Below are 25657 nucleotides of genomic sequence, written 5' to 3'. Positions count from 1 at the left end.
AGCCGCCCATTCCGTTCCGATCCATTCGGCGGCAAGGCGGACGCGGCGGCCGGCGAATCGCGACGGACCTGTCGCCGGGGGTGTTCCGTTACGGGACGGGCGGAATGGGGCGGGACGGGACCGGGCTGGTCGTTCACCGCCGCGGGACGCGGAGGCCCGACATCCCACCGTCGACGGCGAGGTCGATGCCGGTGAGTGAGGGCAGGTGCGGGTCGGCGAGATGAAGGATGGACCGGGCGATCTCGTCCATCCCGACGAGTCCACCGGTCGGTTGACGGGCGCGCAGCGCCGCGAGCTCGGCGTCGGAGTCGTCGGCGGCATCGAGTAACCGACCGATCCACGGGGTGTCGACGGTGCCGGGGCATACGCAGTTGACCCGGATCCCCTCGCCGACGTGGTCCGCTGCCATGGCCCGGGTCAGGGACAGCACGGCGCCCTTGCTCGCCGAGTACAGCGCTCGGTCGGGCAGCCCGGCGGTGGCCACGATGGAGCAGACGTTGACCACTGCTGCCGAGCCCGCACGGCGCAGGGCCGGCAGCGCGGCCCTGGTGGTGCGCACCAGCCCGAGCAGGTTCACGTCGAGTACCCGCCGCCACTCGTCGAGTTCGTTGGCCTCCACCGTGCCGGCCGCACCGACTCCGGCGTTGTTGACGAGGATGTCGATCCCGCCGAACGCCGCCACGACCTCGTCGACGGCGGTGGTGACAGAGCCGCCGTCGGTGACGTCGGCGGGCACCCCCAGCAACGGGCCGGGCACGCCGCCCGGGTCGAGGTCGAGGACTGCGACCTGGGCGCCGCGTGCGGCGAACAGGGCCGCCGTCGCGGCGCCGATCCCGGAGGCCCCGCCGGTGACGACGGCGGTCAGCCCGGCGAAGTCGTTCGCGAGGGAGGCGGTGGTGGCGTCGTTCATGGCAGGGTCTGTCCTCCGTCGACGTGCCAGGACTGTCCGGTGACGAACCGGGTGGCGTCCGAGGCGAGTACGAGGGCCAGGTCGGCGACGTCCTGGGGTGTGGTGAGGCGTCCCATCGGGATGCCGGTGCGGTACTTCGCGGGGTCACCGTGGATCTGGCGCTCCGGGCCGACGCCGAGCTTGCGCCACTGGACGCGTTGCAGCTCGGTGTCGCAGGAGCCCGGGCAGAGCGTGTTGACCCGGATGCCCTCGCCGGCGAGCTCGAGGGCCAGGCAGCGGGCCATCATGTCGGTGGCCGCCTTGGACGCGCAGTAGGCGCCCAGGTCCATCCGCGGGGTGCGGGCGCAGTTCGAGGTGACCACGACGATCGAGCCCGGCCCGCCGCGGGCCCGCATGTGTCCCGCGGCGGCCCGCACGGACAGGAACGCCGCACGGGTGTTGACGGCGAACTGGGCGTCCCAGTCGTCGATCCCGGAGGTGATCAGGTCACCGGCCCGCAGGATGCCGGCGTTGTTGACGAACACGTCGGGGGCGCCGAGCTGCTCGACGACCTCGGCGAAGGCCCGCTCCACGGCGGCGGCCTCGGTGAGGTCGGCCGACACCGGCACGCCGCCGATCTTCTCGGCGACCAGCTGGGCACCGTCGGCGTCCTTGTCGATCACGGCTACCCGGGCTCCGGCGTCGGCCAGCGCCGTGGCGATGGCCTGGCCGATGCCGCGGGCCGCGCCGGTGACGGCGGCGGTGCGGCCGGTGAGATCGAGTGCGGTCACGGCGTGACCTCCCCGGCGGTGTGGTCGGTGCCGGTGTGGTCGGCGTAGCGGGCGCGGATCGTGAGCAGCGACAGCAGGCTGATCACGGCGGTGACGGCGAGCAGCGTGGCCATCGGCCACGACGCGTTGTCGTAGCTGATCAGCAGGGCGCTGGCCACGAGCGGGACGAGCCCGCCGAGCATGCCGCCGATCTGGTAACCCAGCGACGCGCCCGAGTAGCGCAGCGCGGGCGGGAACATCTCCGAGTACAGCGCGGCCTGTGGCCCGTACATCAGCGGGTGCCCGATGCCCATGATCACGATGACGCCGAGGAACAGCAGCGGCGTCGACATCGTCTCGATCAGCCAGAACAGCGGGAACGCGAACAGCGCAACCAGGATCGCCCCGGCCGCGAACACCGGGCGTCGGCCGACCCGGTCGGACAGCGCACCGAACAGCGGCACCGTGCCGCACATGATCACCGCAGCGACCAGGACGGCGGCCAGGAAGGTGCCGCGCGGGATGCCCAGGTGCGAGGTGGCCCAGGACAGGCCGAGCACGGTGACCAGGTAGAAGACGGTGTTGATCACGACGAACGCGCCGGCGGCGCCGAGCACGCTGCCCGGGTGCTTGGCCAGTGCGTCGCGCACCGGCAGTCGGGCGGTGTCGCCGGCCGCCTGCATCTGTGCGAACACCGGGGACTCCATCAGCCGCAGCCGCACGACGAGCCCGACGATGATCAGTACCGCGCTGGCCAGGAACGGTATCCGCCAGCCCCAGGACAGGAAGTCCTCGTCGGGCAGCACGCTCACCGCGGAGAAGGCCGCGGTGGAGAGCACCAGCCCGAGCGGGCTGCCGACCTGCGGCCACGACCCGTACAGGCCGGCCTTGCCCGGCGGTGCGTGCTCGACGGCCATCAGCACCGCCCCGCCCCATTCACCGCCGACGGCGACGCCCTGGATGAACCGGAGCGCCACGATGAGGATCGGGGCCAGGATGCCGACCTCGGCGAAGCCCGGGACCAAGCCCATCGCCAGGGTCCCGAAGCCCATCGCGAGTAGCGAGATCACCAGCATCTTCTTGCGCCCGAGCCGGTCGCCGTAGTGACCGAACACGATGCCGCCGAGCGGGCGGGCGGCGAAGCCCACCGCGTAGGTGGACAGCGCCGCGAGCAGGCCCGCCCCCGGTGAGAACTCGGGGAAGAACAGCTTCGGGAACACCAGGGCGGCGGCGGTGCCGTAGATGTAGAAGTCGTACCACTCGACGGTGGTGCCGATCAGGCTGGCGAAGGCGACCTTGCCGCTCTGCCGCCGGCTGCCCGGCGGGGCATGTACTGCGCTCATTGACGTCTCTGTCATGGCACTGGACCTCTTGTCGGTTGTGTCAGGGGGTGGGCGCGGTGTGGGTGCTGGGCGCCAGGGCGGCGTCGAACGCGCTCGTGATGGCCTCGCGGGCCTTGCCGGCCCGGGCGGCGTCGCCGAGCACGAGCACCTCGGTGCCCGGCTCGAGGGGGAGACGGCGGGCCAGGGCGGCGCCGCGTCCGGTGCGCAGCCGGTAGTAGAGGCTGTCGCGGACCCGGGTCGAGGCGAACAGCCGGGCGGCGGCCCCGGAGCGGGCGGCCCGGGTGCGCAGCAGGCGGGGGACCACGGCGCCGAGGCCGAACCGGTAGTCCGCGCCGGTCGCCACCGCGACCAGGTCGGCGCCACGCAGGTCGTCGCGGGTGGCCTCGGAGCCGTAGCGGAACCGGACACCGCCGAGCCGGCAGGTTCGTTCGAGATCGCCGACGTAGGCGGCGAATGTCGGTTCGGCCGCGGCGACGTCGTTGAACCGGGGTGCGAGCCCGGTGAGCCGGAACGCCCCGCCGGCGCGTTCCGCCGTGTCGATCACGGTGACGTCGTTGCCCTCGGCGACCAGCGAGGCGTAGGTCAACCCGGCCGGTCCGGCGCCGAGCACCACGATCCGGCGGCCCCCTGGCGCGCTCGTGCCGGCGTAGGTTTCTTCCCGACCGGTCGCCGGGTTGACCACACAGGACAGCTGTGCGCCGGAGCGCATGTTCGTGATGCAGTGGTTGCAGGCCAGGCAGCGCCGGACCGGGGCTCCGGCCTGTGCCTTGGCCACCCAGTGCGGGTCGGCGATCAGCGGGCGGCCCAGGGCCACGATGTCGAGCTTGCCGTCGGCCACGGCACGGGCGGCGAGGGCGGGATCGCCGAGGCGCCCGACCCCGATCACCGGGACGTCGACGAGCTGCTTCATCTGTGCCGCGTACTCCACGAACGTCGCCGCGGGGTAGGCCATCGGCGGGATCATCCGCTCGGCGGCCGGCAGCGAGCGGTAGTGCCCGGCGGTCACACTGACCGCGTCGGCACCGTTCTGCTCGGACCATCGGCCGACCTGCATGCCCTCGTCGGCGGTGAGCCCGCCTTGGAAGAAGTCCTCCACCCCGATCCGGAAGATCACCGGCAGGCCCGGGACCTCGGTCTTGATGCGGCGCAGGATGTCCAGGCCGAACCGGGCCCGGTTCTCCAACGATCCGCCGTAGGAGTCGGTGCGGGTGTTCTCCAGCGGGGACAGGAACTGCGAGATCAGATAACCGTGCGCGCCGTGCAGCTCCACCAGGTCGAACCCGGCCCGCTGCGCGCGGGCCGCCGCGGCCACGTACGCGTCGACCGTCTCGCGGATCCGGGCGGGCGACATGGCCTCCGGGACGGCGATCTCGCTCTCCACCTCGAAGACCGGGGTGGGCACGGCCGATGGCGCCACGGGGGTGGTGCCGGAGACCGCGGACCGGGCCCGGCTGCCGCCGTGCCCGAGCTGGATCGACGCGCACGCCCCGGCCTCGTGCAGCGCGTCCACCAGCCGGCGCAGGCCGGGCAGGAACATGTCGTCGTAGATGCCCAGCTCGCGGAAGCGGTGCTTGCCGGCGATCTCGGGGGAGGCCATCTCGACGGTCACCAGCCCGACGCCGCCCTCGGCGCGGGCCCGGTAGTAGGCGAGGGTGGCGTCGGTGACGTGCCCGGCGTCGTCGGCGAGGCGGGTGGTCATCGAGGGCAGCAGGGTGCGATTGCGGAGCCGGACGCCGCCGATCTCGATCGGGTCGAACAGGTCGGCGCTCTCACCCACGGGGCAGCTCCGCCCGCTCGACGGCGGCCCGCAGCGTCGCCCGCTCGGTGTCGGACACCGGCTGCAGCGGTGGCCGGACGTGCGCGGCGTCGATCCGGCCCAGCTGCGCCAGCGCGACCTTCATCCGGTTGTGCCCGTCCAGGAACGGGTCGGCGTAGCAGGCCTCGGCGAAGGGCTGTATGCGGTCCCAGACCCGGCGGGCGTCGGCCAGGTCATGCTTCTCCACGGCTCGGAACAGCTCCACCTGCAGGTCCACCACGACGCTGCCGTGCCCGGAGAGGATGCCGTCCGCGCCCAGCACGAGCGAGGCGAGCAGTGAGCGGCTGAAGCTGGACAGCACCGAGACCGGCTTGTCCAGCGCTCGCAGCGCACGCAGGTTGCGCTCGTAGGCGATGATGTCGTTCGACCACTCCTTGACCGCGACCACGTTGTCGATCTCGGAACAGACCCGGACCAGGGCGTCGGTGCCCAGCCGCAGCCCGGACGTCGCCGGGTAGACGAACGCGATCATCGGCAGGGAGGTGGCGTCGGCGATCGCGGCGTAGTGCCCCACCGCCATCTCCGGGCGCAGCTGCGCGCCGCCGTCGAACACCACCGTGGGGAACACCAGCAGGCCGTCGGCGCCCGCCGCCTCGGCGTTCGCGGCGATCCGCCCGGCCTCGGCGGAGCCGTCCTGGTAGACCCCGGAGATGACCGGGACCCGTCCGGCGACCTCGTCGAGGACGATGTCGAGCTGGCGGCGCTGCTCGTCGGCGGTCAGCGTGGCCACCTCCGACGCGTGCGCGTTGGTCGTGATGCCCGCGACGCCCTCGACGTCGAGCAGGGAACGCAGGTGGCGGCGCAGATTGTGCTCGTCGATCTGTAGGTCCTCGGTGAACGGGAGCAGATGCGCCGGGATCACACCGCGGAAGGAGACCATCGTCGGTCCCGTCCTCTCTTCGTCAGTTGCGCCTCTCCTCGTCGGGATCGGCGATGAGACGACGCTAGGCCCGCGTTCGGCGCGGGTGGAAATGCCGATCCAGCACCACTTATGCTTCCGACGCATGAGTGAGATGCCGGCCGAGCACGGGGTGGAGATAAGGCATCTGCGCGCGTTCGTGGCCGTCGCGCGGGAGCGCAACTTCACCCGCGCCGCGCAGACCCTGCAGATCACCCAGCCCGCCATGAGCCGCACCGTCGCGTCCCTGGAGCGCCTGGTCGGTACGGCGCTGCTGTCGCGGAACCGCCGCACGGTTGCGCTCACCGCGGCCGGTCAGCAGTTCCTGGCGCACGCGCATCGCGTGCTGGCCGTGCTCGACGAGGCGGTCGGTGCCGCGACCGGCGGGTCACCCGTCCTGCGGGTCGGGTTCACCTGGGGCTCCACGGCCGAGTACACGGCGCCGATCGTGCGTGACTTCGAGCGCGCCCATCCGGAGGTGACGGTGGAGATCCGGCGCTACGACGACACGGTGGCCGGGCTCGACGACGGTCGCACCCACGTGGGGTTCCTGCCGGGCGACCCCGGTGCCCCCCGGTTCGGGACGCTGGTGCTGGCCGACGAACCCCGCGTCGTGGCCCTCCCGGCCGATCACCCGCTGCTGTCCGGCGAGGAGGTCGTACTGGCCGACCTCGCGGGCGAAACGATCGTGATCAACGTGGTCTCCGGCACGACCACGCTCGAGCTGTGGGCGTCGACCCGGCGACCGGACACCGTCGTGCGGGTCCGCAACGTCGACGAGTGGATGGAGGCGATCGCCGCGGGGCGGGGTGTCGGACTGACCCCGGCCTCCACCGGACGGCTCTACACTCACCCGCAGATCCGCTACCGGCTCGTCGCAGACTCTCCGCGGGTGCCGATCACGCTGGCCTGGCCGCGGCTGGCCGCGCATCCGCTGGTCGCGGACTTCGTCGCCAGTGCCGAGCGGATGCGGCATCGGCGAGACCAGAACAACCTCTCTAGCTGAACTGGCCACAGAGGTTGAGTACGTCCGGTCAGGTGGGTTGATCTTGACGTTTGGCAGGGCCTTCGGGTCCGGTGTGTATTGCGACATATACACCGAGGCACTCGTGGCCCCACGTTAACGCCCCGCCGTCCTCGGCCAGTCGGCTCCGTCTGGCCCGCTGCGTCGTCGTTGACGATGGTCGGGCGATCGAGCCTTGGGCGCGCCCGAGGCTCGATGTCGTCAGTCCTGCTGACGTGCTGTCGCTGTTACCCGCCCGGCTCAGAACGCGGCGGCCGCGGTGTCGGCGATGGTCTGGTCCTGTTCGCCGGTGCCGCCGCTGACCCCCACCGCGCCGACCACGATGCCGTCGCTGCTGCGTAGCGGTACCCCGCCGGCGAAGATCATGACGCGGCCGTGGTTGGAATCGCTGATGCCGAAGAACTGGCCGCCGGGTTGGGCGTTGGTGGCCAGGTCGGCCGTGGCGGTGTCGAACGCGCGGGCGGTGAACGCTTTGTTGATCGAGATATCGACGCTGCCCAGCCAGGCGTCGTCCATCCGGATGTGGGCGACTAGGTTTCCTCCGACGTCGACCACCGCGAGGTTGCTCGGGGACCCGATCTTGCGGGCCTTGTCCTCGCCGGCGGCGATCACTCTGCGGGCGTCGTCGAGCGAGACGGTTTCCAGCTTTCTCACAGGTGTTCCTTTCTGCTGATCGTTAGTGTGGTGTTCGTGGGTCGGTTCCCTCGGGGTTACGGCGGCGATCGACGGGCAGACCTCCAGACGTTCGCGCTGAGCAGCGCGGCTTACCCATGATGGCCGATCCAGCCCGTATCATCGACCAGCTGGCTGAACATCTGCTCCGGGCCCTCGCCCGCGAAGCCAGGGTCGCCGGGTCTGCAACCCAGGGCGGGCGCTGGAGTTGAGGCCGTCGGGGCGGACCGACGGCCGGGAGCCGACGCCGACTGTGGTGAACGCGAGGCCGATTCGGACGCGCAACCCCGGCGCTGAGAGTCGGCTCGATCTTGGCAACCGTGGAGTACTGCGCGGGCTCGGTCAGGTGCGGAGGCGTCGCCCGACACGACCGCTGTCGGCCGAAGGCATCTGGCTATGTCGCCGGGTTGTTTCGGTTGTCAGGTGGTCGGCCGGATCGGGTGGGGTCAACGCTGTTCTCCCGGGGCTTGGGGTGCAACCATCGGGCTCCGGCCGAGTTGGACCGGGGACCCGTGTGGTGTCGGTGCAGACGTGGGTGCATGCCAGCTCTGGTAAGGGTGCAGGGTGAGGTCGTTGTCGAGGCCGGTGATCTGCAGGACACGGCGGGTACGGTCGGTCGGGTGGGTGAGCACGACCCAACCGGTGGCGGACCGGAACTGCCGGTCGGCGCGGATGAGCGCGTGTACGCCCGCTGCGCCCAGGAAATCGAGCTCGGCCAGGTTCAGGGCGAGGAAACGGACTCCGGCCGCGCGTAGCTGATCGAGCAGCGTGCGCAGCGCGGGTGCGGTCGCCATGTCGAGGTCACCGCGCAGCCGGACCCGGCAGCGCGGTGGGGCTCGGTGTACACACAGCAGTAGCCCTGGCTGCGGTGCTGTCATCGCTCGCCCTTGTCGGTGTCCGGGTCTTCGGACGCGAGGTGGGCGCGTCGTTCTTGTTCGCGTCGGCTGTGGGCGGCGCGGCGGACGATGTCCTCGCTGGCCGGGCCGGAGCCGAGGGTGCCGGCGCGCCAGATATTGGAGTAAAGGATTCCGAACGCGGCACCGGCAGCCGCGCCGGCGATGGTGGGCGAGAGGCTGGGCACCAGCCGCCACGGCCGGTCCGCTCGGACCCTCCCGGCGAGCAGACCCAGGCCACCCAGGGCGGGCAGCGACACCAGGCCCACACCGGTGTCGGCTCCGTAGTCGGAGATGATCGGTTGGATGCCGGCGCGTCGGGGCAGCTCGGTGACCGGGATGACCAGGTCCCAACCCTGATCGGCCATGGCTTGTTGTCCGAACTGCACCGAGGGCGACGTGCCGTGCTGGTCGTGTATCAGGGCCTGGCTGATGTCGACCTGCCACCGGGCCCGCCCGGTGTTGTCCCGGCCGAGCCTGTCGGGCAGCTCCCGGGCGAGGTCTTCAGAGACCTCAGTGGGCAGACCCGCGTCGGCGAGCAGGCCGACCACCACCACTGTGGGTGTGGTGGTCTCGCTGACGGCCATGGACGATCACCTCGCTCCGGCGTACTGCGGTTAGCGTTCGGTTTCCGCGTCGGCGCCCACGCGGGAGCCGGGTAGCTCGAGGTCGGGGGTCGTGGTGGCGAACAGTCGAGGGTCGCTGAGTGGTGGGCCGGGGACACCGTCGACCGGATGGGGCCCGGGCACGGCGCTGAGTTCGCCGGTGCCGTCGGGGGCGGCGCCGCCGGCCCAGCGGCCTTGGGTGGAGGCTTCTCCGTCGGAGAAGGTGATGAACTGGTAGCCGACCTCAGCGGTCTCGCGTTCGAGCGGGAACGCGCTCGGAACGGGCAGGTCCTCGATGCCGTCGGTCTTGAGCTGCTCGATCGCGGCCAGCCACTGGTTCTGGTGCATGTGATCGCGGGCGATCAGGAAGGCGAGCATCTCGCGTACGCCGGGGTCGTCGGTCATGTTGTACAGCCGTGTGGCCTGGAGTCGGCCCTGCATCTCGGCGTTGGCGTTCGAGTGGAAGTCGGCCATCAGGTTGCCGCTGGAGGTGATGAACCCGGAGTTCCACAGGTTGCCGCGGGAATCGACCGCCCGCCCGCCCGCGCCGGCCACGATCGCGGACTGGACGTCCATCCCGCCGATGACCGCGGCCACCGTGGGGTCGGACACCTCGTCGTGGCCGGGGCTGTCCAGCGGTGCGCCTTCCATCAGTCTGGCGACCATGGTCGCGAGCATCTCGACGTGGCCGATCTCCTCGGTGCCGATGTCGTGGAGCATGTCCTTGTACTTGCCGGGCAGTCGGCAGTTCCACCCCTGGAACAGGTACTGCATCATCACCGTGATCTCGCCGTACTGACCGCCGATGAGTTCCTGGAGCTTGGCCGCATAGACCGGGTCGGACCTGTCGGGGGAGGCCTGGTACTGCAGCCGCTGGGTGTGGGTGTACACAATTCTCCTCGCGCCGGTGGAGGGATCCGGCGGCGGAGGCCGTCGGGGTCGGGAGATCTCAGGGCTGGAAGACCGAGCGGACGCAGCCGTCCTGCTTGTTCTTGAAGATGTCGTAGCCGCGAGGGCCTTCGTCCAACGACATGATGTGGGTGGCGAGGTGGCTGGTGGTGATCTCGCCTCGGGCCATGCGGTCGAGCAGCATCGGAAGGTAGCGTTGCCCGTGCTGCTGAGCGCCGCGCAGGGTCAGGCCCTTGTTCATCAGCGCGCCGAGCGGGAACTTGTCGACCAGCCCGGCGAACACCCCGAGTGAGAACACCGATCCACCCTTGCGGCAGGCCATGATCGCCTCGCGGATTGCGGGGGGCCGGTCGTTCTCCAGGCGCAGCTGCTGCTTGACCTTGTCGTAGAGGTACTCCGGGCCGTAGGTGTGTGCTTCCTGGCCGACGGCCTCGATGCACACGTCGGGTCCGCGGCCGCCGGTGCGCTCGCGCAGCTCGGCGCCGACGTCGGTGCGGCTGTAGTCGAGTGTCTCGGCGCCGATGTGGGTCGCGGTCATGGCCAGGCGCTCGGGTAACCGGTCGATGACGATGACCTGTTCGGCGCCGAGCAGCGTTGCGGCGCGGGCGGCCATCTGCCCGACCCCGCCGGCGCCCCACACCGCGACCGTGTCGCCCGGCTCGACCCCGCCGAGGTGCGCGCCCATCCAGCCGGTGGGGACCCCGTCGGAGGCGAACACGGCGGAGAGGTCGTCGACCTGTTCGGGGACGGTGAACGCACCGTGGTCGGCGAACGGGACCCGGACGTACTCGGCGTGGCTGCCCATGAACCCGCCCATGGCGTGGGAGTAGCCGAAGATGCCGCCGGGCTCGTAGCCCCACAGGGCCTGGGTGATGCCGGGGTTGGTGTTGGTGTTGTCGCACAGCGACCACAGGTCGTTGTCGCAGTACCAGCAGGTGCCGCAGCCGATGAACGACACCACCACCACCCGGTCCCCGACCTGGTGTCTGGTGACCTGGGGGCCGATCTCGACGACCTCGCCCATGAACTCGTGGCCGATGACGTCGCCGGCCTCCATGGCCGGGATGTAGCCGCCGAGCAGGTGCAGGTCCGATCCGCACGACGTGGTGTAGCGGACCTTGACGATCATGTCGTGGGCGTTCTGGATCCTCGGGTCGGGGACCCGCTCCACCCCGAGCTTGTTGACGCCCTGCCAGCACAGTGCCTTCACAGTCGCCCCTGTCCCCACGCCCGCGCGGTGACCGCGCGCAGCAGTTGCCCGGCCGGGCCGGGATGGCTCGATCCCGGGCGGGAAGGTTCGACGACCTCCCCGCACTCGAGGATCGACTTGGTCTCGCGCAACGCGGCGCGCAGCCGGCGGCGCATCTGGGTCGAGCCGCCGTCGGGCGCGGTCGGGCGGGCCGCGAGCTCGGTGCCCTTGTCGCCCGGAGCCGGGCGCACGCTCAGCTCGATCTCGCCGTGCATCCGGCTCAGCGGACCCGAGTCGTTGACCTGGGTCTGGACGTCGTCGGTCTTGCGGTAGACCGTGACCACCAGCCACCGGCCCGGGCCATTGGCCCCGTCGAGATGCTGGTCGGCGGGTCCGATCAGCTTCTGCACGGCGCCGATCGCACGGTCGGCCCAACTCGTGGGGTCGACCATCGCTCTGCTCATGTGATCTCCGTCTCGGGTCGCTGCTTCTGCATGTCGAGGTCCGGGCCGGGTTCAGCTGGGCTGGGCGGGGTTGAGAACGACCTTGGTCCAGCCGTCCTCGCGGGCGTCGAAGTGCTTGTAGGCGTCCGGTGCTTTGTCCAGGGGCAGGTTGTGAGACACGATCCAGGAGGGGGTGACCTTGTCGGCGGCGATGAGGTCGCGCAGGTGGCGGTTGTAGCGCTTGACCGGGGCCTGTCCGCAGCCCATCTGTTGGCCCTTGAACCAGAAGTTGCCGAAGTCGAAGCGGGCCTTGCCCTGCTGGGACAGCTCGTCCGGGCCGCCGGGGTCCTGGGGGACGAACACCCCGACGGTGCCGATGCCGCCGGTGAACTTCACCGACGCGACCAGGTTGTTGAGGGTCAGTGCGTTGTCCTCGTTGCCCTGGGGGTCGTGGGCCTGGTAGCCGACGCACTCGGCGCCGCGGTCGGCGCCGCGGCCGCCTGTCTGCTCCATGACCTGGTCGACCGGGGAGCCCTTCGAGTCGTCGATCGGGATCGCGCCGATCTGCTCGGCCAGTTTGAGCCGGTCGGGGTGGCGGTCGACGACCATCACCTTCGCCGCGCCCTTCACCGACGCGGACAGTGCGGCCATCTGCCCGACCGGGCCGCCGCCGTAGATCACGATCGTCTCGCCGGGGACCAGGCCGGACATCTCGACGGCGTGCCAGCCGGTGGGGAAGATGTCCGAGAGCATCACGTAGTCGTTCTGCTTCTCCTTGGCGTCCTCGGGCAGGCGCAGGCACTGGAAGTCGCCCCACGGGATGCGCAGGTACTCGGCCTGCCCGCCGGCCCAGCCGCCCATGTCGGCGAACCCGTAGGCTCCACCGGCCATGCCTTCCACGTTCGCGACCAGGCAGTAGTTGGTCAGCCCGTGCTCACAGTTGGTGCAGTGTCCGCACGAGACGTTGAACGGCGCCGAGACCATGTCCCCGACCGCGATCTTGTCGATCCCTGAGCCGACCTCGATGACCTCGCCGACGTTCTCGTGGCCGAAGATGCGGCCCTTCTCGAAGTCGGTGCGGCCCTCGTACATGTGCAGGTCCGACCCGCAGATGTTGGTCGCGGTGATTTTGACCAGGACGTCGTTAGGCGCCTCGATACGCGCGTCCGGTACGTCGGAGACCGAAACGTCGCGGGGGCCGTTGTAGACCAGTGCCTTCATGCTCTTCTCCTCTGGCGGTTCGGGTTCGACTTCAGGACTGGGTGGGGGCCGGGTGGCGGCCTTCGGCGAACTCTTCGACGATCTTGGAGCAGAATGCGGGCAGGTCGTTCGGGTCGCGGCTGGTGACCAGGCCCTGGTCGGTGACCACTTCCTGGTCGACGACGTTTCCGCCGGCGTTGCGGATGTCGGTGCGGATGCTGGGGAACGACGTCAGGGTGCGGCCGCGAACCACGTCGGCCTCGACCAACGTCCACGGCCCGTGGCACAGCGAGCCGACCGGCTTACCGGAGCCCACGAACTCCCGCACGAAACCCACCGCGTCCGGGTTGGCCCGCAGGCCGTCGGGGTTGACCGTGCCGCCGGGCAGGATCAGGGCGTCGAAGTCCTCGCCGGAGACGTCGGAGACCAACCGGTCGACGGTGAAGGTGTCGCCCTTGTCGATGTCGGCGTTCATCGACTGGATCTCCCCGTCGTGGATCGACAGCAGCGTCACCTGCGCCCCGGCCTGCTCCACGGCGTGGCGAGGTTGTTCGTACTCGACCTGTTCGACGCCGTCGGTGGCCAGGATCGCGACCCGCCGGCCGCGCAACTCATCTGCCATGGGAATCGTCCTCTCTCACAATGTGGCGGGAACCGGAGAAACGGCGCCTGCCCGATCCGACGCGACGTAAACCACCTGTCGGGTCGCGGTCAGCGCGGATCGACGGGCGGTGCCGGCGACGCCCGCGTCGCCCTCCCCTTGCCCGGAAGAGCCGAGCAACTCATCGACTACCTCGGTGACCAGCTGATAGGAGCGCGGGTCGGCTGAACCGCGGTCCCGCATCCGGGTCACGAACGCGGCGGCGACCTCGACGAGCTTGATATCGGTGCTCTGCGAGAGCCGTACCAGCAGGGCGAACGCCTGGTCCGGGCCCAGCGGGTAGCGGCTGAGAAGGATGCCTCTGGCCTGGCCGATGGCGTCGCGGGTCTGCAGCGCCCGCAACAGGTCTTCGACCTGCTGTTCGAGCTGCGTGATCCGGTACTGCTCGGCCCCGACACGGTCGCGGGCGGCCTGATCACAGGCGGATGGCGTTGATGACATGGCGCGGTGCTCCCCTCGAGCCGGGGCCCATACCTCCCGAGGGCCACGACGCTATGCAGTTCCGCGGTCGTGCCAGAGACGTTTCCGGATGAGGGGCGGTGCGGAATCGGCGGTCACCAGCCCGTCACCGTCAGCGCGTCTGACGGGCCAGGGTGGTCGCCGGTGCCTCGCCGTAGTGGTGGCGGTAGGAGGAGGCGAAGCGGCCGGGATGGCTGAAGCCCCACCGGTGCGCGATGTCGATCACCCGGATCCCGCTGCCGGGTTCGGCGGCGGTCAGGTCGGCGTGGGCGCGCTCGAGGCGGACCTGCTGGAGGTACTGCTTCGGGGACCGGTCGAGCTCGCGACAGAAGCCCGCGTGCAGCGCCCGCACCGACAGGCCGACCGTGCGGGCGACACCTTCGATGGTCAGCGCGTCCTCGGGGTGGGTCCGCATCAGGTTCGCGGCATCGGCGACCGTCGAGTGGCGCGCGTGCTCGGGGCGGTGGCGCAGCGCCGGGCTCCAGTTGTTGGGCTGTCCCAGCAGCAGGGTGCACATCACCTGCTCACGTAACTGCGCCGTGACCAGCGGGTTCACCGCCTTCGGCCCGGCGTCGGCGAGCAGGTGCTGCATCAGCCGGGCCTGCCCCAGTGCCGCGGTGGTGATCTCCGGGACGTCCATGGCCGGGTCGAAAAGCAGGTCGGGCTCCTCGGACCGGTCGGTGACCAACCGGGCGGCCAGCGACCGCAGCGCGGCGAGATCGATCCGCAGCACCAGCATCCGCAGCGCCTCGTCCCAGTCCATCACCAGCTCCGACCACGGACTGCCCACCAGCGCGGACCGGCCGGCGCGCGCGTCGAATCGGCGGCCGTGGTGTGTCGCGGTCATCGATCCGGTCAGTGGCAGAGCCACCGCCACGTAGTCGGGGAAGGGCTCGGCGGTCAGCCGCAGCGGCATCCCGTAGTCCATCTCCAGCAACGACAGGCCCGGGATGTGGACCCCGAAGACCTGTGCGGTGAATCCGCCCGGGCGGGCCGGGGCCACCGTGTGGGGCGACATGATCGCGGTGACCCGCGCGACCAGGTCGTCGAGATCGCTGGTGCACACCAACTGCCGGCCCAGCGGTTCTTCGCGCATGCCTCGGCTCATCAGGCACCTCCCACGCCCGAGATCGCGGGCGGCAAGGCGCTCGCCAGGGGCTGGGGCGAGCCGGGGACCTGCACCGGCCTACGGGTGCGCGTCGCAGACACGGTACGACCGAAGCGCCCCGTGCGGAACCGCCGGAAATCCCACCGCTACACCCCGCGGCCAGGCCACGACGATCGTCCGTTCGGCCGTGCCTCAGATGACTCGGAGACCGACATTCAGCTGACCCGCGTCCCAACAACCTGTAGCAAGCACCAGAGAATCAGGGCAGTCGCGGCATCGTCGTGCGATCGACCTTGTCGGTGCAGCGCGCGGTCATCAGGAAGAGGAGTTCTCGGTGGTCTCGTTGTCCTGACCCAGCTCGTCGCGGCGCTGACGCTCGCGGTAGCCGTAGGCCGCCCGGCGCACCGCGTCCTCGCTGTCGAGCCCGGAACCCAACGCGCCGGCGACGGTGGCCAGGCCGGTGGCCAGCCAGGCGAGCATCAAGTGATCGGCGAGCTCGGGTGGGCGGCCCAGACTCGAGCTGAGCAACGGGGGTTCGAGGAGGAAGAGCGACCCGAGCAGAGCGAGCACGTAGACCGCAGCAGACATCACCAGGATACCGATGCTCAACGTCAACACGGTGGAGGCGTTGTACAAGAACGTCTCCTCGCGCTCGCTCGCGTCGCGGGCGCGTTCCCACAGATGGTGGGCACCGACGATCCAGGCGACCATCAACGCGACCGATACCACGGTGACGAGCACGAGCTTGCCCACTCCGAGCTGGGTGGACAGCAGCCAGATCGTCGAGGTGATGGTCAGGTAGGCGCTGGTGCCCAAGACGGCGGCCAGCGCGGTGCGCATGCCGATGACGAGGCGCCAGGGCTGGTTGGTGCGCACCATACCGGCGAGCAAGCGAGCCCGACCGCGCCATCGAGTCGTCACATAGCGCCGCGTGTGCCGGCCCTGCTCGGTATGGACGACGTGGACCGGCTGCAGATGTCTCGCCGCCGCGCGCCCAGTACGGCCCGGATGGTGTGCCCCCCGGTCGAGACCGGCGTCGGCAATCTCGGCCAGGTCAGCGACCAGGCGGACGACCGCGTTGCGCACCTTCTGATGCTGGAGGAATGGGCCGAATCCAGGTAGCGAGAGGCCTGCGACGCGGCGGTCGAGGTCGAGGTCGACCAGGATTGGGCGGTCACTGTGCTGCATCGGGAGGTCGGTGAGATAAACGCCGATGTCCCACTCGGTATGGGCCGTGTAGTCGGCTACCGCGCCGAGCATTTCCTCGGGGTCCTGCACTGAGGCGGTCACCGGGTGGGTCATTGTGCGGAGGTCCCAGACGATCCCGCTGTCTACTCGGGCAGCCAACACGTCGGGGAGATCGTCAATTAGTTTCGCGGCGATTTCCGCGGGCGTGTCGGGGTCGGTGAGCAAGCCTACGACCAGGGTGCGCTGATCACCTCCGATGGGCGAGCCCGAACTCCGTCGCTGATCGATGTCGGCCATCGGTCTCCTCAGCGCGCACGCCATCGGCTCTGGTGGACGACAAGGATGAACGCACGGCCCTCTGTTGGCAATCCCCGCCCTCACGGTGCCTGAACTCGTGGGCTTAGCCGCCAGCGAGGCGCACGACAGGGCAGAGCGGCCAGAGCGGTCCGCAGCGGGCCGGCGGTCGCGACGCCCAGGCACCGGCCAGTACCCGCGGTGAGCACGTTGGTCACTGGACGGCGCCACCCCGCCGTGCAGCGCGGACCAGCCCTCGTCTCCCGTGCCAGTACCCAGCTCAGCAGCAGCTGCGAATCGACACAGCCCAGATCGTCGGCGATCGCCTCATCGAGAGCGTCCATCGCCGGCCGGCACAACTGCTCCCATGTCGCGCGGACCCCTTGCTCGGCGATGCCGGTGGTGACGATCTCCAGTGCGGTAACGGAGTCCAGGCGGGTCGCGGCCGCCGTCAGCTCGGTGGCGGCCGCTGTTGCCGTCCGAGTCAGCGCGCCGTGCCGCGAGGCGGGGTCCCCGGCCGGGCGCGGTAGGCGGCGCCGGAGTTCCGGATCGCTGCGCTCCCACCGTGTCGGTCGCCTCCGGATCCGAGACGGGGGCGATGCGGTGTTGAGCCCGCACAGTGCCCCAGCGATGGGCAGCGCAATGCCGTGTCCGACGAGATGAAGGATGGCGTCGAGTTCGGCGACGTCGGTGGCGGTGTAGCGGCGACGCCGACCGGGGACAGGTGCTGCGGGGCCGATCTCGTAGCGCTTACTCCAGCTACGCACGTCCCTGGGCCACGCCGATTGGGCGTGCCACCGGGGCGGCGGTCCACACCGGCCCCGGTGCGTCACGCGGTCCCGTGGGCGCGGTCATCTCTGCAGTGTCGCCGATACGGCACAGGACGCGCTCAACCGCGGACCGAGGTGGTCGATGCGGACCGTCGCGTTGCCGAGTTGCAACGGTTGTGCGACGGTCTGAGGTAGATCGCATCGGACCCCGGCCACCTGGCTGAGGCTCCGACGATTAGGCCGGGTGCTGACGGATTATTGGTGAACCTGGCCACCGCTGTAGCCCTCGGCGGATCCAACACGCGCTCGCAGTGCACACAGGACGCACCGGAGACGAGGCATTGGCTACCACCATCGGCGTGGTCGACTCACGACCGACGCCGGACATAGTTGTTGTCCAGTACCTGGGTGGAAGTCATGTCGTTCCCGGTCACCGACCAGGGAGATCTCGATGACCAGCACAACCAGTTCCACCGGGACCACCGACATCCGCGAGTTCGGCCACGAGCTCTGGAGCTACCTCACCGGCAAGGGCGCGGTGGTCGAGTACGCCTTCGACCAGCTCTCGATCGAAGTGCCCAAGAACACCGGCGCGGACTCGCCGCGCGCCACCTGGAAGCTGCACGGCACGGTGCGCATCCGTACCAGCGACCAGGACAACCGCGGGTCGGTCTCGACGCCGTCGGGCAACGGCGCGCAATGAGGGCGGACGCTCGTGGTGACGGCTCGAACGGCCTCGACGGGCACAGCGTCGGAGGCGTCGAGGTCGAGGCCGACCTGGTCATCGACGTCAACGCCGGCCCTGGGGCACAGACCACGGCGCATCTGAGCGGATCCGGGCGAGAGGTACGGCTCAGGGCCCTACGGCCGGAGGTGCTTGTCGCCGCGGCGGGACGCCGAGCCAACGTCGTCCTGACCGAACTGGCTGCGACCTCCGGGGTCCGCGCCGAGTTTCACGGACCGCGAGGGCGTCTCGCCGTGCTCGACGCCGACCGCTACAGCCGTATCGCCGCGCTGACTACGGGCAATCCCCACCTGCACATCGATCCCGCCGGGTGGGCTGTGCTCACCCGGGCAGCGGCGATGTCGTCGACGTGGCGAGCCCCTGGGCCGCCCAACTCCGATGGCGTTGGCCGGTGGCGGCGGCGCCGCGGCCGTCGTGGCGCTGATGCTGCACCGGCACCGTCGTCACAGCGTTCCGAGAGGTGGTGGCCATGGCTGATGTGCGCCGACTCCCGACCCCGGTCACGCGGATCTGGGACTGGCAGCTACGTGCAGCGTGCCGCGACGTGGACAGCACCGTGTTCTTCCACCCGCCGGATGAACGTGGCCCCGCCGCGGTCGCCCGTGACGCGGAAGCCAAGACGGTCTGCGCCGCGTGCCCGGTGATCGAAGACTGCCGCCGGCACGCCCTGACGGTGCAGGAGCCCTACGGGGTATGGGGCGGGCTTACCTCCGGGGAACGCCACGCCCTGCTGAACCGGCCACACCGACACTCGCGCACTGACACGGCTTGACCGCCGCCCGCCGCATCCCGACCTGATCACCCGAGCTGAACCCGCCCACCACCACACGCGAACCGAGGAACGGACACCCACCATGGCTGACTTCCGAGCACAGACCACCGTGAACGCCGCCGAGGGCGCGCTGTTCGACTATCTCTCGACGGTGCAGAACCTGCCGCACTACTTCTCGCGGATGACCTCGGCGACCCCCGGTGACGGGGACGAGGTCCACACGACGGCGCAGATGCCCGATGGCACCGAGGTCGAGGGCAGCGCCTGGTTCCGCGTCAACGAGGATGCGCAGCGCATCGAATGGGGTTCCGAGGGGCCCAACGACTACCACGGCTCCCTCGAGGTCACCGCCACCGCAGACGGCAGCGAGGTGCAGGTAACGCTGCACACCAACCGGGTCGCCGACGGCGACGCGGACATCCGCGAGGCCCTCGACACGACCCTGGCCACCATCAAGCGCCTCGTCGAGGACCAGCCCGCGGCCACGTGAGTACCGCGCTCGATTCGTCCGAACCGACCCGGGGGCGAGGGAACCCATGAGCACCGACCACCGATCACGCCGCCACTCAGCGCGGCGCGGCCCGAGCTCGCGACCGGACCACGTCGGCGGAAGCCCGCAGGAGCCGACGTCCCGCATCGACGCCGCCGCCGCCCCGCCGACCCGTCTGCACCGGTCACACCGGGTCGGAGCCGCCGGATTCGGATTGGTGTTGTGCGCCTTCGGTGTGCTGGGGTTCCTGCAGCGGCTGGACTGGTTCTCCACCCAGGGTGAACCCATCGCGGGCCTGTCCACGAACGGACTGCTCTCGATGATCTCGGTGATCGTGGGCGCGCTGCTGATCGCAGCGGCGCTACGCGGCCCGCGGACGGCCTCGACCGCCCTGGTCGTGATCGGCGCAGCCTTCATGCTCTCCGGAGTGGCGAACGTGCTGGTGCTGACCACGCCGCTCAACATCCTGGCCTTCACCATGAACAACGTCATCTTCAGCCTCGTCGCCGGAGCGCTACTCCTGATCGCCGGCGCCTGGGGCCGGTTCACCGGCCGGCTGCCCCCGGACAACCCCTACCGCCGCGAACGCCACCCGAATGAGGGCCGGGACGGGAACCTGTTGGAAGAGCAACCCGTCGACGGGCAGGGCAGCCCCGTCAACCGCCTCCCGACCACGTATACGGACGCCGCCGACGTCGCTGACGTACGAGACATGGCCGAAGCCGAACGCGCCGCCGCCCGCGGCGCCGCGACACCGACACAGGCCAAAGGCCTTACCGACGCCGCGCAATCGCGGCGCGGCGAGGATCGGCTGCAGGGCTGGCGCCGCCACCTGCGGCGTCCCCAGCGCTGACTCGGGCGCGCACCCGCCTCGGGTACCCACCACCATCGACCCGGCCGGCCCGATAAGGGCCGCGCCACGAGACGGATGAATAAGATGCACTCTGACCAACGCATGACCTATGAGGTCGTGGCTGACGAGACCTACCCCATCAGTGCCCTGGGCCCGGTGCCGTGCTGATCGGCCCGCGCACCCCCAGGCAACAAGTAACGGCCGGTACTCGCAGGCGCCGTACCGGTACTCATCAGGGCTCAACGCCGTGAGCGCCGTGTCGCGCCTGCGCGAGTGGTGGAGCCGGTCGGGGTCCGACCCGCACGTCGACAGACCCGAGTCCGACGTGCCGATCGACCCTAACCTGGCTTCGAGTCGCGCCACCGGCGGCGAGCACGCCTATCTCGACAGCGATCGCGGCTCGGTCACCGGGACCGGCAACACCGGGGAGTTCGTCGGCCAGATCGCCGGCGACGACCTGGGCTACGCCGACGAGACCGGCGCCGAACGCCGCGCGACGGACGGCGACACCTCATCCACGGAGCCGGAACAGGGCCCTGGTGGGGCAACCCACCAGTGACCAGCGCGAGAGACCCGCTCAAGCGAATGACGAACAGGAACGAGGATCCGCCATGGTGAGTGTGGAGAGAACCTTCGTCGTCAACAAGCCCGTCGACGTGGTCGTGGACTACCTCAAGGACTTCTCCCGGGCCGAATACTGGGACCCGGGTACCAAGTCGTGCCGCCGCAACGACAGCGGCCCGATCGGCGAGGGCTCGACCTGGGACAACGTGTCGGAGTTCTGGGGCCGTGAGACCCGCCTGACCTACACCCTGATCCGTCTCGAACCGAACCGGCTGACCTTCGTCGGACAGAACAAGACCGCGACCACGACCGACGACATCACCCTGTCACCGCGAGGAAGCGACACCTCGATCTCCTATCACGCCGACATCGAGTTCTCCGCCCTGGCCAAGCTGGCTGCCCCGCTCATGGGCTCAGAACTCAAACGCCTCGGCGACGGCACCGAGGACCAGCTGACCCGCGCCCTCAACAACCTCTAACACGCACCAAAACCGAAAGGAACTTCCACGATGACACGAACCAACACCCTCGTCCGCAGCCTGCACGACGTCGGCATGGCCGCCTGGTTCGGCGGGTCGCTGATGGGCGCGGTCGGCGTCAACGGCGCCGCCGACGACGTGCGCGAGCCGCGCGAACGCATCCGCGTCGCCACGGCCGGGTGGGACCGGTGGACGCCGGTCAACGCGGTAGCGATCGGCCTGCACCTCGTCGGCGCGGTCGGCATGCTGCGCGCCAACCAGGACCGCGTTCGTCACCAGCCGGGCGTGGCCTCCGCCAGCGCGGTCAAGACCGTCTTGACCGGGGCGGCACTGGCCGCGACCGCCTACGCCGGAGTCCTGGGCCGCCAGGCCGCCGCCGGCGAGGGGACCCCGGCGCGCGGCGGGGTCACACCCGCAGCAGAGACCCCGGCCGCTGCCGCGGCGGCGCAGAAGCGACTGCGGGTGGTGCAGTGGGTGGTTCCCGCCCTGACCGGGGCACTCACCGTCATCGGCGCCCAGCAGGGTGAGCAGCAGCGCCCCGCCGTGCAGGTCGGGGCATTCACCCAGCGCCTCACCGACAGCCTCGGATCCCACTGATCGCTCGACCCGTAGTCGACGGGGCACGTTTCCGCCGCACCGGGACCCGACCCGCCGAGGACACCGCCACGCAACCCACGACAGCGAGGAACCACGCAGATGACATCCACCGCTGAGCTGGCCGGGCGCACGATCGTGTTCCTGACCGCGGCCGAGGGAACCGAGCAGGTCGAACTCACCGAGCCCTGGGCCGCAGTGACCGCCGCCGGCGCCACCCCGGTCCTGGTCTCCGAGCACCACGGCTCCGTTCAGGCCTTTCACCATCTCGACCGGGCCGACACCTTCACCGTCGACAAGGTCATCGGCGAGGTCCAGCCCGAGGACTACGACGCCCTGGTGCTCCCCGGCGGCGTCGCGAACCCCGACTTCCTGCGCACCGTCCCGAACGCGGTGCGCCTGGTGGGGGAGTTCATGGCGCTGGGCAAGCCGGTGGCCGCGATCTGCCACGCGCCGTGGCTGCTCATCGAGGCCGACGTGCTCGACGGCCGCCGGGTCACCTCCTACCCCAGCCTGGCCACCGACCTGCGCAACGCCGGCGCCGTGTGGGTCGACGAGGAGGTTGTCATCGACCACGGCCTGATCACCAGCCGCCGCCCCGAGGACCTGCCCGCGTTCTGCTCCGCCCTGGTCACCCAGTTCGCCGAAGGCCCTCAACGTGAGCAGGCCACAAGCGCATGACCGGCTGAGGTCACCTCGCCCGTAACCGATGCGTCCCGGGGACCGGGCGAGGTGTCCTCGGCACACCCGCCGGGGAGCCCACCTGATCGGCACGACGCTGGTCAGCTCCGCGACTTCGAATGGAGACCACTTCACATGCAGGACAACCACATCGAAGACCCGCGAGCACGCGCCTTCGTCGCCGCGCTGCGGTCGTTCGAGCAGGACTCCGACCCCGACGGCCTCGTGGCGCTGTTCACCGACGACGCGACGCTGATGCGCCTCGACGGCCGCGGTGAACGCGGCGACCCGGCGGCGTTCTGGCGCGAGTACCGCGAGCAGTTCAGCGAGCTGTCCACGACGTTCTCCAACGCCATCGAAGGCACCGACCAGATCGCTCTGGAATGGAGCAGCGACGCGACGCTGGCCGACGAAGGCCCGATCTCCTACCGAGGCGTCACCGTGCTCGACCTCGACGGGAACAAGATCGCCCGCCTGCGCACCTACTACGACACCGCGGCATTCACCCACCGTGGATACACCCGGCAATGACCCGGCGCCACGGGCGCCGAACCCCCACGGGCACGACGTGCTCGATCTCGGCGCGGGCACCGGGGCGGTGGCGCTCGCCGCTGCCCGCTGCGGTGCCCGGTCGGTGACCGCCGTCGACCTGTCGCGGCGTTCGGTGGCCGTGGCACGTCTCAACGCCCGGTTGCACCGGTGCCGGGTATCGGTGCACCGGGGTGATCTGTTCGCCCCGGTGCAGGGGCGGCGGTTCGGTCTGGTCACGGCGAACCCGCCGTATGTGCCGGCGCAGACGAGCGTGCTCCCGCGCCACCGGATGGCGCGGTGCTGGGACGCCGGCCCGGACGGGCGGGCTCTGCTGGACCGGATCTGTGATGCCGCCGCCGATCATCTTCTGCCGGGTGGTGCGCTGCTGTTGGTGCACTCCGGGGCGTGCCGGGCCGATGTCACCGTCGAGCGGCTCGCCGCCTCCGGTGTGGTGGCCGAGGTGCTGGAGCGGGTGCGGGTCCCGTTGGGGCCGGTGATGCGTGCCCGCGCTGCGCTGCACGAGTCACGTGGGCTGGTCGAACCGCTACCCGTTCTGCGACACCAGCCATCGAACCCGTACGCGCCCGGACCGCGAGACACCGCAGCCCGATGACCAGGTCCAAGAACAGTAGCCGCGTGCCCCCTGATAGCGCGGTCATGCGCTCTTCGCAGCTACTTGCCCGCGAGCGTCAGACCTTTCCGTCGAGCACTGCCGCGCTCTGAAGACGCTAATTCGAGTCCCGCATCAAAGCGGGCATCGACCGTATGGACGGGGTACGCTCACAGCACCTGTCGAGTTGAGGACCAGCTCGCCTTTGGCCAAGCCGGGAAGACCGCGTTCGTACAGCGGCGCCCACTCGACACGGGGGTTTCTTAACGATGAGCACCTCACCGAATACCTCGCGACGTGACGTGGCCGCTTCCCCGTCCGCTCGATCCGTCCAACTGATGAACGAGACGCCGGCGCCCGGTATTCGGCTGATCCGAGTGTCCGGCGTGCTGGGCGGCGACGGCTCCGCTCGCCTGCTTCGCATGATCGATTCGCAACTCATGCTGGCTAGCTCCGGTCACCGGCGGCTACAAGCCGTGATCATCGACATGGAAGGGGTCGAGGCCGTCCACCGGGGAGGACCCGAAGCCCTCAGCCACATCCGCTACGCCTGTGACCGCCGCGGCATCGACGTCGTGCTGGCCGGATGCCTCGGTCCGCTGTCGACCTCGTTGTCTCTGCGTGAACGGCTCCGCGGCTTCCCGAACTTCCCCACGGCACAAGCCGCACTCGCAGCACTCGAAAGCCGCAGGCTCAGCGACGTGGAATGAGAACGAATCGGCCGGCGTCCCGGCCATGACCGGGGCCGCCACAGGGCTGGTCAAATAACCCGCACGTGGCAGATTTCCCCCAGCGCCAGCAGGAACCTACGGTCGTCGTCGACGAACTCGTCACAGTTCAGCGCGACGAGAGGTAAGGGTGTGGGCTATCTCGGAGACCTTGACGTTGAGGTCCTGGGAGGCGCGACGCAGAACGTCGAATGCTTCGCCTGCGTCGATGCCGCGTCGCTCCATCAGGATCCCCTTGGCCTGACCGATGACGTCGCGGCTGTGCAGCGCCTCCGTCAGCTGGGTGGCTTCGAGTTGAGCGGCGCTGACATCCATGGCGCGAGACAAGGCCACTGAGGCGTGTGAGGCCAGGATCAGTGCGATGTCGCGATCAGTGCTGTCGAGGCCGTGCCGGCGGGTGGAGTAGATGTTGAGGGCGCCCAACCGTGGCGGGTCGCCCCGGGGGAACATGCCCACACCGAGCAGGGCGCCCATGCCCAACTGCGCGGCGCCGGGGCTGAACCTCGGCCAGTGCTCGGTGTCGCCGTGGAGGTCGGCGCACCAGGCGATACCGAGTCCCTCGGCTCGGGTGGCGTCCACGCACGGGCCCTCGTCGGCGTCATACTGGACCTGGTCGATCTGCTCGGCCAGTGCGTCGGTGTAGACCGGAGTCGTGAAGCCGCCCTCAGGCCGACGGAGGGTAACGCTGGCCAGGTCACAGCCTGGGGTGATCTCGCGGGTGGCGTGGACCACTTGGTGTAGAACGTCGGACACGGTGTCGGCGACCAACAGTGTCTGAGCAAGCTCGGCGAACTGCTCGGCCAGCGGACCGGTGTCGGCCGGGAGCCGAGCCGCGGAGAAGACGGACTCGTCGGTCGCGGCTGCCTGCTCAGGTCCGGCGTCAGCGGCGATCCAGTCGTCCCGGTCCCGGCGCCAATCAGCTTCGCTGGACATGTCCACCACTGTCTCTCGCTCTGCCTCTCATGAACGCCCGACTGCGAACAGGGGGCTATGCATTCGGCTTGATCGCTGGTTAACAATCTACCCCGACCCCCGGCGTGGCCGACGACAGCCAGCCGCGCGCGGACCCGAGGACCAACCCCGCGCGCGGCGGTGCGGGAGCGGTCGACTGCAAGATGAGCGGTCGTGCCATCAGGGCTCCGAACGGTGACAGCGCAAGATCCCTGTAGCCAGCAAGAACTACGTGAACGGTCGGTACGCTTGCGAGCAACGCGCCTCGCGAGCTTATGCAGCCGAAGAGCTCGAGGTTCGGCAGGAAGAGCACCGGAGAGTCAGTGGGGGACGGCCCCTGAGGCTGTTGGACTCAACCACAAGGACCTAAGGAATGAAGTGGGCCCGGGCCCGCTCCCCGTCCCTATGACACTCGTACCCGCCTACTGAGCGGCGAAACCGGGGCATCCGATCATCTGCGACCCACCCGCTGCTGTCACCAGGCGCGGCAGGGAGCGTCCTCGGGTGTCGGGGGGGCCACGAACTCGG

At 70.1% G+C, this 25657-nt stretch carries 30 protein-coding genes; 12 read left to right on the top strand and 18 right to left on the bottom strand.

Going from position 1 to position 25657, the window contains the following annotated elements; all coding sequences use genetic code 11:
• Positions 1–133 precede the first annotated feature (133 nt).
• Genes I4I78_RS00355 through I4I78_RS00335 form a run of 5 tightly spaced genes read right to left on the bottom strand, consistent with a single transcriptional unit; the run spans position 134 to position 5698 of the window.
• A complete protein-coding gene (locus I4I78_RS00355; protein ID WP_218609104.1) occupies positions 134–910 on the bottom strand; it encodes an SDR family NAD(P)-dependent oxidoreductase in 777 nt (258 codons plus the stop codon).
• The gene (locus I4I78_RS00350) at positions 907–1680 is read right to left on the bottom strand and encodes an SDR family NAD(P)-dependent oxidoreductase (protein WP_218609103.1); all 774 of its coding nucleotides are present in this window, start codon (positions 1678–1680) and stop codon (positions 907–909) included. Before I4I78_RS00350 ends, I4I78_RS00355 begins: the two co-directional genes overlap by 4 nt.
• Entirely contained in the window at positions 1677–3017 is a 1341-nt protein-coding gene (locus I4I78_RS00345; protein ID WP_218609102.1) for an MFS transporter, read from the bottom strand. Before I4I78_RS00345 ends, I4I78_RS00350 begins: the two co-directional genes overlap by 4 nt.
• Before the next feature lie 25 nt (positions 3018–3042).
• Positions 3043–4779, bottom strand: a complete 1737-nt coding sequence (locus tag I4I78_RS00340) for an NAD(P)-binding protein (protein ID WP_218609101.1) — start codon at positions 4777–4779, stop codon at positions 3043–3045.
• Entirely contained in the window at positions 4772–5698 is a 927-nt protein-coding gene (locus tag I4I78_RS00335; protein WP_218609100.1) for a dihydrodipicolinate synthase family protein, read from the bottom strand. Before I4I78_RS00335 ends, I4I78_RS00340 begins: the two co-directional genes overlap by 8 nt.
• Positions 5699–5822: 124 nt before the next feature.
• Here I4I78_RS00335 and I4I78_RS00330 point away from each other — a divergent pair, with 124 nt between their 5' ends.
• On the top strand, positions 5823–6722 hold the full coding sequence (locus tag I4I78_RS00330) for a LysR family transcriptional regulator (protein ID WP_218609099.1): 900 nt from the start codon (positions 5823–5825) through the stop codon (positions 6720–6722).
• 258 nt (positions 6723–6980) lie between these two features.
• On the opposite strand, the gene I4I78_RS00325 is transcribed toward I4I78_RS00330, so the two are convergent.
• The 12 genes from I4I78_RS00325 to I4I78_RS34065 form a co-directional block, all read right to left on the bottom strand.
• Positions 6981–7394, bottom strand: coding sequence for a heme-binding protein (locus tag I4I78_RS00325; protein WP_218609098.1), 414 nt, complete (start codon positions 7392–7394; stop codon positions 6981–6983).
• A gap of 464 nt (positions 7395–7858) precedes the next feature.
• Positions 7859–8290, bottom strand: coding sequence for an STAS domain-containing protein (locus I4I78_RS00320; RefSeq protein WP_226378823.1), 432 nt, complete (start codon positions 8288–8290; stop codon positions 7859–7861).
• Positions 8287–8892 carry a hypothetical protein gene (locus I4I78_RS00315; protein ID WP_218609096.1) on the bottom strand — a complete coding sequence of 202 codons (606 nt, stop codon included), beginning with the start codon at positions 8890–8892 and terminating at the stop codon, positions 8287–8289. The genes I4I78_RS00320 and I4I78_RS00315 overlap by 4 nt, the downstream gene beginning before the upstream one ends.
• A 30-nt stretch (positions 8893–8922) precedes the next feature.
• Positions 8923–9801, bottom strand: a complete 879-nt coding sequence (locus tag I4I78_RS00310; RefSeq protein ID WP_218609095.1) for a manganese catalase family protein — start codon at positions 9799–9801, stop codon at positions 8923–8925.
• 58 nt (positions 9802–9859) lie between these two features.
• Positions 9860–11029, bottom strand: a complete 1170-nt coding sequence (locus I4I78_RS00305; protein ID WP_218609094.1) for a zinc-dependent alcohol dehydrogenase — start codon at positions 11027–11029, stop codon at positions 9860–9862.
• The gene (locus I4I78_RS00300) at positions 11026–11472 is read right to left on the bottom strand and encodes a hypothetical protein (RefSeq protein ID WP_218609093.1); all 447 of its coding nucleotides are present in this window, start codon (positions 11470–11472) and stop codon (positions 11026–11028) included. Before I4I78_RS00300 ends, I4I78_RS00305 begins: the two co-directional genes overlap by 4 nt.
• Positions 11473–11523: 51 nt before the next feature.
• Positions 11524–12672, bottom strand: coding sequence for a glutathione-independent formaldehyde dehydrogenase (locus tag I4I78_RS00295; RefSeq protein ID WP_218609092.1), 1149 nt, complete (start codon positions 12670–12672; stop codon positions 11524–11526).
• A 31-nt stretch (positions 12673–12703) separates the two neighbouring features.
• Entirely contained in the window at positions 12704–13273 is a 570-nt protein-coding gene (locus I4I78_RS00290; protein WP_218609091.1) for a type 1 glutamine amidotransferase domain-containing protein, read from the bottom strand.
• 15 nt (positions 13274–13288) lie between these two features.
• Positions 13289–13753: an ANTAR domain-containing protein gene (locus I4I78_RS00285; protein ID WP_218609090.1), complete on the bottom strand. Its 465-nt coding sequence runs from the start codon at positions 13751–13753 to the stop codon at positions 13289–13291.
• Between the two features lie 130 nt (positions 13754–13883).
• The gene (locus I4I78_RS00280; protein ID WP_218609089.1) at positions 13884–14867 is read right to left on the bottom strand and encodes an AraC family transcriptional regulator; all 984 of its coding nucleotides are present in this window, start codon (positions 14865–14867) and stop codon (positions 13884–13886) included.
• Positions 14868–15194: 327 nt separating this feature from the next.
• Positions 15195–16364 (bottom strand): hypothetical protein, encoded by a 1170-nt coding sequence (locus I4I78_RS00275; protein WP_218609088.1) that lies wholly within the window; start codon positions 16362–16364, stop codon positions 15195–15197.
• Positions 16365–16444: 80 nt separating this feature from the next.
• Positions 16445–17128 carry a MerR family transcriptional regulator gene (locus I4I78_RS34065; protein ID WP_218609087.1) on the bottom strand — a complete coding sequence of 228 codons (684 nt, stop codon included), beginning with the start codon at positions 17126–17128 and terminating at the stop codon, positions 16445–16447.
• 454 nt (positions 17129–17582) lie between these two features.
• Here I4I78_RS34065 and I4I78_RS00265 point away from each other — a divergent pair, with 454 nt between their 5' ends.
• The 11 genes from I4I78_RS00265 (at position 17583) to I4I78_RS00215 (ending at position 24160) form a co-directional block, all read left to right on the top strand.
• On the top strand, positions 17583–17834 hold the full coding sequence (locus I4I78_RS00265; protein WP_218609086.1) for a hypothetical protein: 252 nt from the start codon (positions 17583–17585) through the stop codon (positions 17832–17834).
• 511 nt (positions 17835–18345) lie between these two features.
• On the top strand, positions 18346–18648 hold the full coding sequence (locus tag I4I78_RS00260; protein ID WP_218609085.1) for a WhiB family transcriptional regulator: 303 nt from the start codon (positions 18346–18348) through the stop codon (positions 18646–18648).
• Between the two features lie 82 nt (positions 18649–18730).
• Positions 18731–19138 carry an SRPBCC family protein gene (locus tag I4I78_RS00255; protein WP_218609084.1) on the top strand — a complete coding sequence of 136 codons (408 nt, stop codon included), beginning with the start codon at positions 18731–18733 and terminating at the stop codon, positions 19136–19138.
• Between the two features lie 46 nt (positions 19139–19184).
• Positions 19185–19991, top strand: a complete 807-nt coding sequence (locus I4I78_RS00250) for a DUF4383 domain-containing protein (protein ID WP_218609083.1) — start codon at positions 19185–19187, stop codon at positions 19989–19991.
• 247 nt (positions 19992–20238) lie between these two features.
• Entirely contained in the window at positions 20239–20550 is a 312-nt protein-coding gene (locus I4I78_RS00245) for a hypothetical protein (RefSeq protein ID WP_308251825.1), read from the top strand.
• 52 nt (positions 20551–20602) lie between these two features.
• Complete coding sequence (locus I4I78_RS00240; protein WP_218609082.1) at positions 20603–21034, top strand: SRPBCC family protein; 432 nt, start codon at positions 20603–20605, stop codon at positions 21032–21034.
• Positions 21035–21064: 30 nt separating this feature from the next.
• Positions 21065–21631, top strand: a complete 567-nt coding sequence (locus tag I4I78_RS00235) for a hypothetical protein (protein WP_218609081.1) — start codon at positions 21065–21067, stop codon at positions 21629–21631.
• A gap of 99 nt (positions 21632–21730) precedes the next feature.
• Positions 21731–22309, top strand: coding sequence for a type 1 glutamine amidotransferase domain-containing protein (locus I4I78_RS00230; RefSeq protein ID WP_218609080.1), 579 nt, complete (start codon positions 21731–21733; stop codon positions 22307–22309).
• Between the two features lie 135 nt (positions 22310–22444).
• Entirely contained in the window at positions 22445–22840 is a 396-nt protein-coding gene (locus I4I78_RS00225; protein ID WP_218609079.1) for a nuclear transport factor 2 family protein, read from the top strand.
• Entirely contained in the window at positions 22821–23453 is a 633-nt protein-coding gene (locus tag I4I78_RS00220; protein ID WP_218609078.1) for a HemK2/MTQ2 family protein methyltransferase, read from the top strand. Before I4I78_RS00225 ends, I4I78_RS00220 begins: the two co-directional genes overlap by 20 nt.
• 335 nt (positions 23454–23788) lie before the next feature.
• Positions 23789–24160, top strand: coding sequence for an STAS domain-containing protein (locus I4I78_RS00215; RefSeq protein ID WP_218609077.1), 372 nt, complete (start codon positions 23789–23791; stop codon positions 24158–24160).
• A gap of 120 nt (positions 24161–24280) precedes the next feature.
• Here I4I78_RS00215 and I4I78_RS00210 read toward each other — a convergent pair whose 3' ends face one another.
• Complete coding sequence (locus I4I78_RS00210) at positions 24281–25111, bottom strand: GAF and ANTAR domain-containing protein (protein WP_218609076.1); 831 nt, start codon at positions 25109–25111, stop codon at positions 24281–24283.
• Between the last annotated feature and the right edge of the window lie 546 nt (positions 25112–25657).

It is taken from the genome of Pseudonocardia sp. KRD291, assembly GCF_019263595.1.
Taxonomy (GTDB): Bacteria; Actinomycetota; Actinomycetes; order Mycobacteriales; family Pseudonocardiaceae; genus Pseudonocardia.
The sequence above is the reverse complement of the archived record's forward strand: the minus strand, read 5'-3'. Positions and strand labels throughout refer to the sequence as shown.

Excerpts from the sequence above, each read along its gene's own strand:
- I4I78_RS00275 (WP_218609088.1), bottom strand. The coding sequence starts at position 16,364 with ATGGCCGACATCGATCAGCGACGGAGTTCGGGCTCGCCCATCGGAGGT.
- I4I78_RS00230 (WP_218609080.1), top strand. The coding sequence starts at position 21,731 with ATGACATCCACCGCTGAGCTGGCCGGGCGCACGATCGTGTTCCTGACC.
- I4I78_RS00315 (WP_218609096.1), bottom strand. The coding sequence starts at position 8,892 with ATGGCCGTCAGCGAGACCACCACACCCACAGTGGTGGTGGTCGGCCTG.
- I4I78_RS00250 (WP_218609083.1), top strand. The coding sequence starts at position 19,185 with ATGAGCACCGACCACCGATCACGCCGCCACTCAGCGCGGCGCGGCCCG.
- I4I78_RS00225 (WP_218609079.1), top strand. The coding sequence starts at position 22,445 with ATGCAGGACAACCACATCGAAGACCCGCGAGCACGCGCCTTCGTCGCC.
- I4I78_RS00260 (WP_218609085.1), top strand. The coding sequence starts at position 18,346 with ATGGCTGATGTGCGCCGACTCCCGACCCCGGTCACGCGGATCTGGGAC.
- I4I78_RS00215 (WP_218609077.1), top strand. The coding sequence starts at position 23,789 with ATGAACGAGACGCCGGCGCCCGGTATTCGGCTGATCCGAGTGTCCGGC.
- I4I78_RS00240 (WP_218609082.1), top strand. The coding sequence starts at position 20,603 with ATGGTGAGTGTGGAGAGAACCTTCGTCGTCAACAAGCCCGTCGACGTG.
- I4I78_RS00235 (WP_218609081.1), top strand. The coding sequence starts at position 21,065 with ATGACACGAACCAACACCCTCGTCCGCAGCCTGCACGACGTCGGCATG.
- I4I78_RS00255 (WP_218609084.1), top strand. The coding sequence starts at position 18,731 with ATGGCTGACTTCCGAGCACAGACCACCGTGAACGCCGCCGAGGGCGCG.
- I4I78_RS00285 (WP_218609090.1), bottom strand. The coding sequence starts at position 13,753 with ATGTCATCAACGCCATCCGCCTGTGATCAGGCCGCCCGCGACCGTGTC.
- I4I78_RS00330 (WP_218609099.1), top strand. The coding sequence starts at position 5,823 with ATGAGTGAGATGCCGGCCGAGCACGGGGTGGAGATAAGGCATCTGCGC.
- I4I78_RS00295 (WP_218609092.1), bottom strand. The coding sequence starts at position 12,672 with ATGAAGGCACTGGTCTACAACGGCCCCCGCGACGTTTCGGTCTCCGAC.
- I4I78_RS00280 (WP_218609089.1), bottom strand. The coding sequence starts at position 14,867 with ATGCGCGAAGAACCGCTGGGCCGGCAGTTGGTGTGCACCAGCGATCTC.
- I4I78_RS00210 (WP_218609076.1), bottom strand. The coding sequence starts at position 25,111 with ATGTCCAGCGAAGCTGATTGGCGCCGGGACCGGGACGACTGGATCGCC.
- I4I78_RS00300 (WP_218609093.1), bottom strand. The coding sequence starts at position 11,472 with ATGAGCAGAGCGATGGTCGACCCCACGAGTTGGGCCGACCGTGCGATC.
- I4I78_RS00290 (WP_218609091.1), bottom strand. The coding sequence starts at position 13,273 with ATGGCAGATGAGTTGCGCGGCCGGCGGGTCGCGATCCTGGCCACCGAC.
- I4I78_RS00335 (WP_218609100.1), bottom strand. The coding sequence starts at position 5,698 with ATGGTCTCCTTCCGCGGTGTGATCCCGGCGCATCTGCTCCCGTTCACC.
- I4I78_RS00265 (WP_218609086.1), top strand. The coding sequence starts at position 17,583 with ATGACCAGCACAACCAGTTCCACCGGGACCACCGACATCCGCGAGTTC.
- I4I78_RS00355 (WP_218609104.1), bottom strand. The coding sequence starts at position 910 with ATGAACGACGCCACCACCGCCTCCCTCGCGAACGACTTCGCCGGGCTG.
- I4I78_RS00345 (WP_218609102.1), bottom strand. The coding sequence starts at position 3,017 with ATGACAGAGACGTCAATGAGCGCAGTACATGCCCCGCCGGGCAGCCGG.
- I4I78_RS00320 (WP_226378823.1), bottom strand. The coding sequence starts at position 8,290 with ATGACAGCACCGCAGCCAGGGCTACTGCTGTGTGTACACCGAGCCCCA.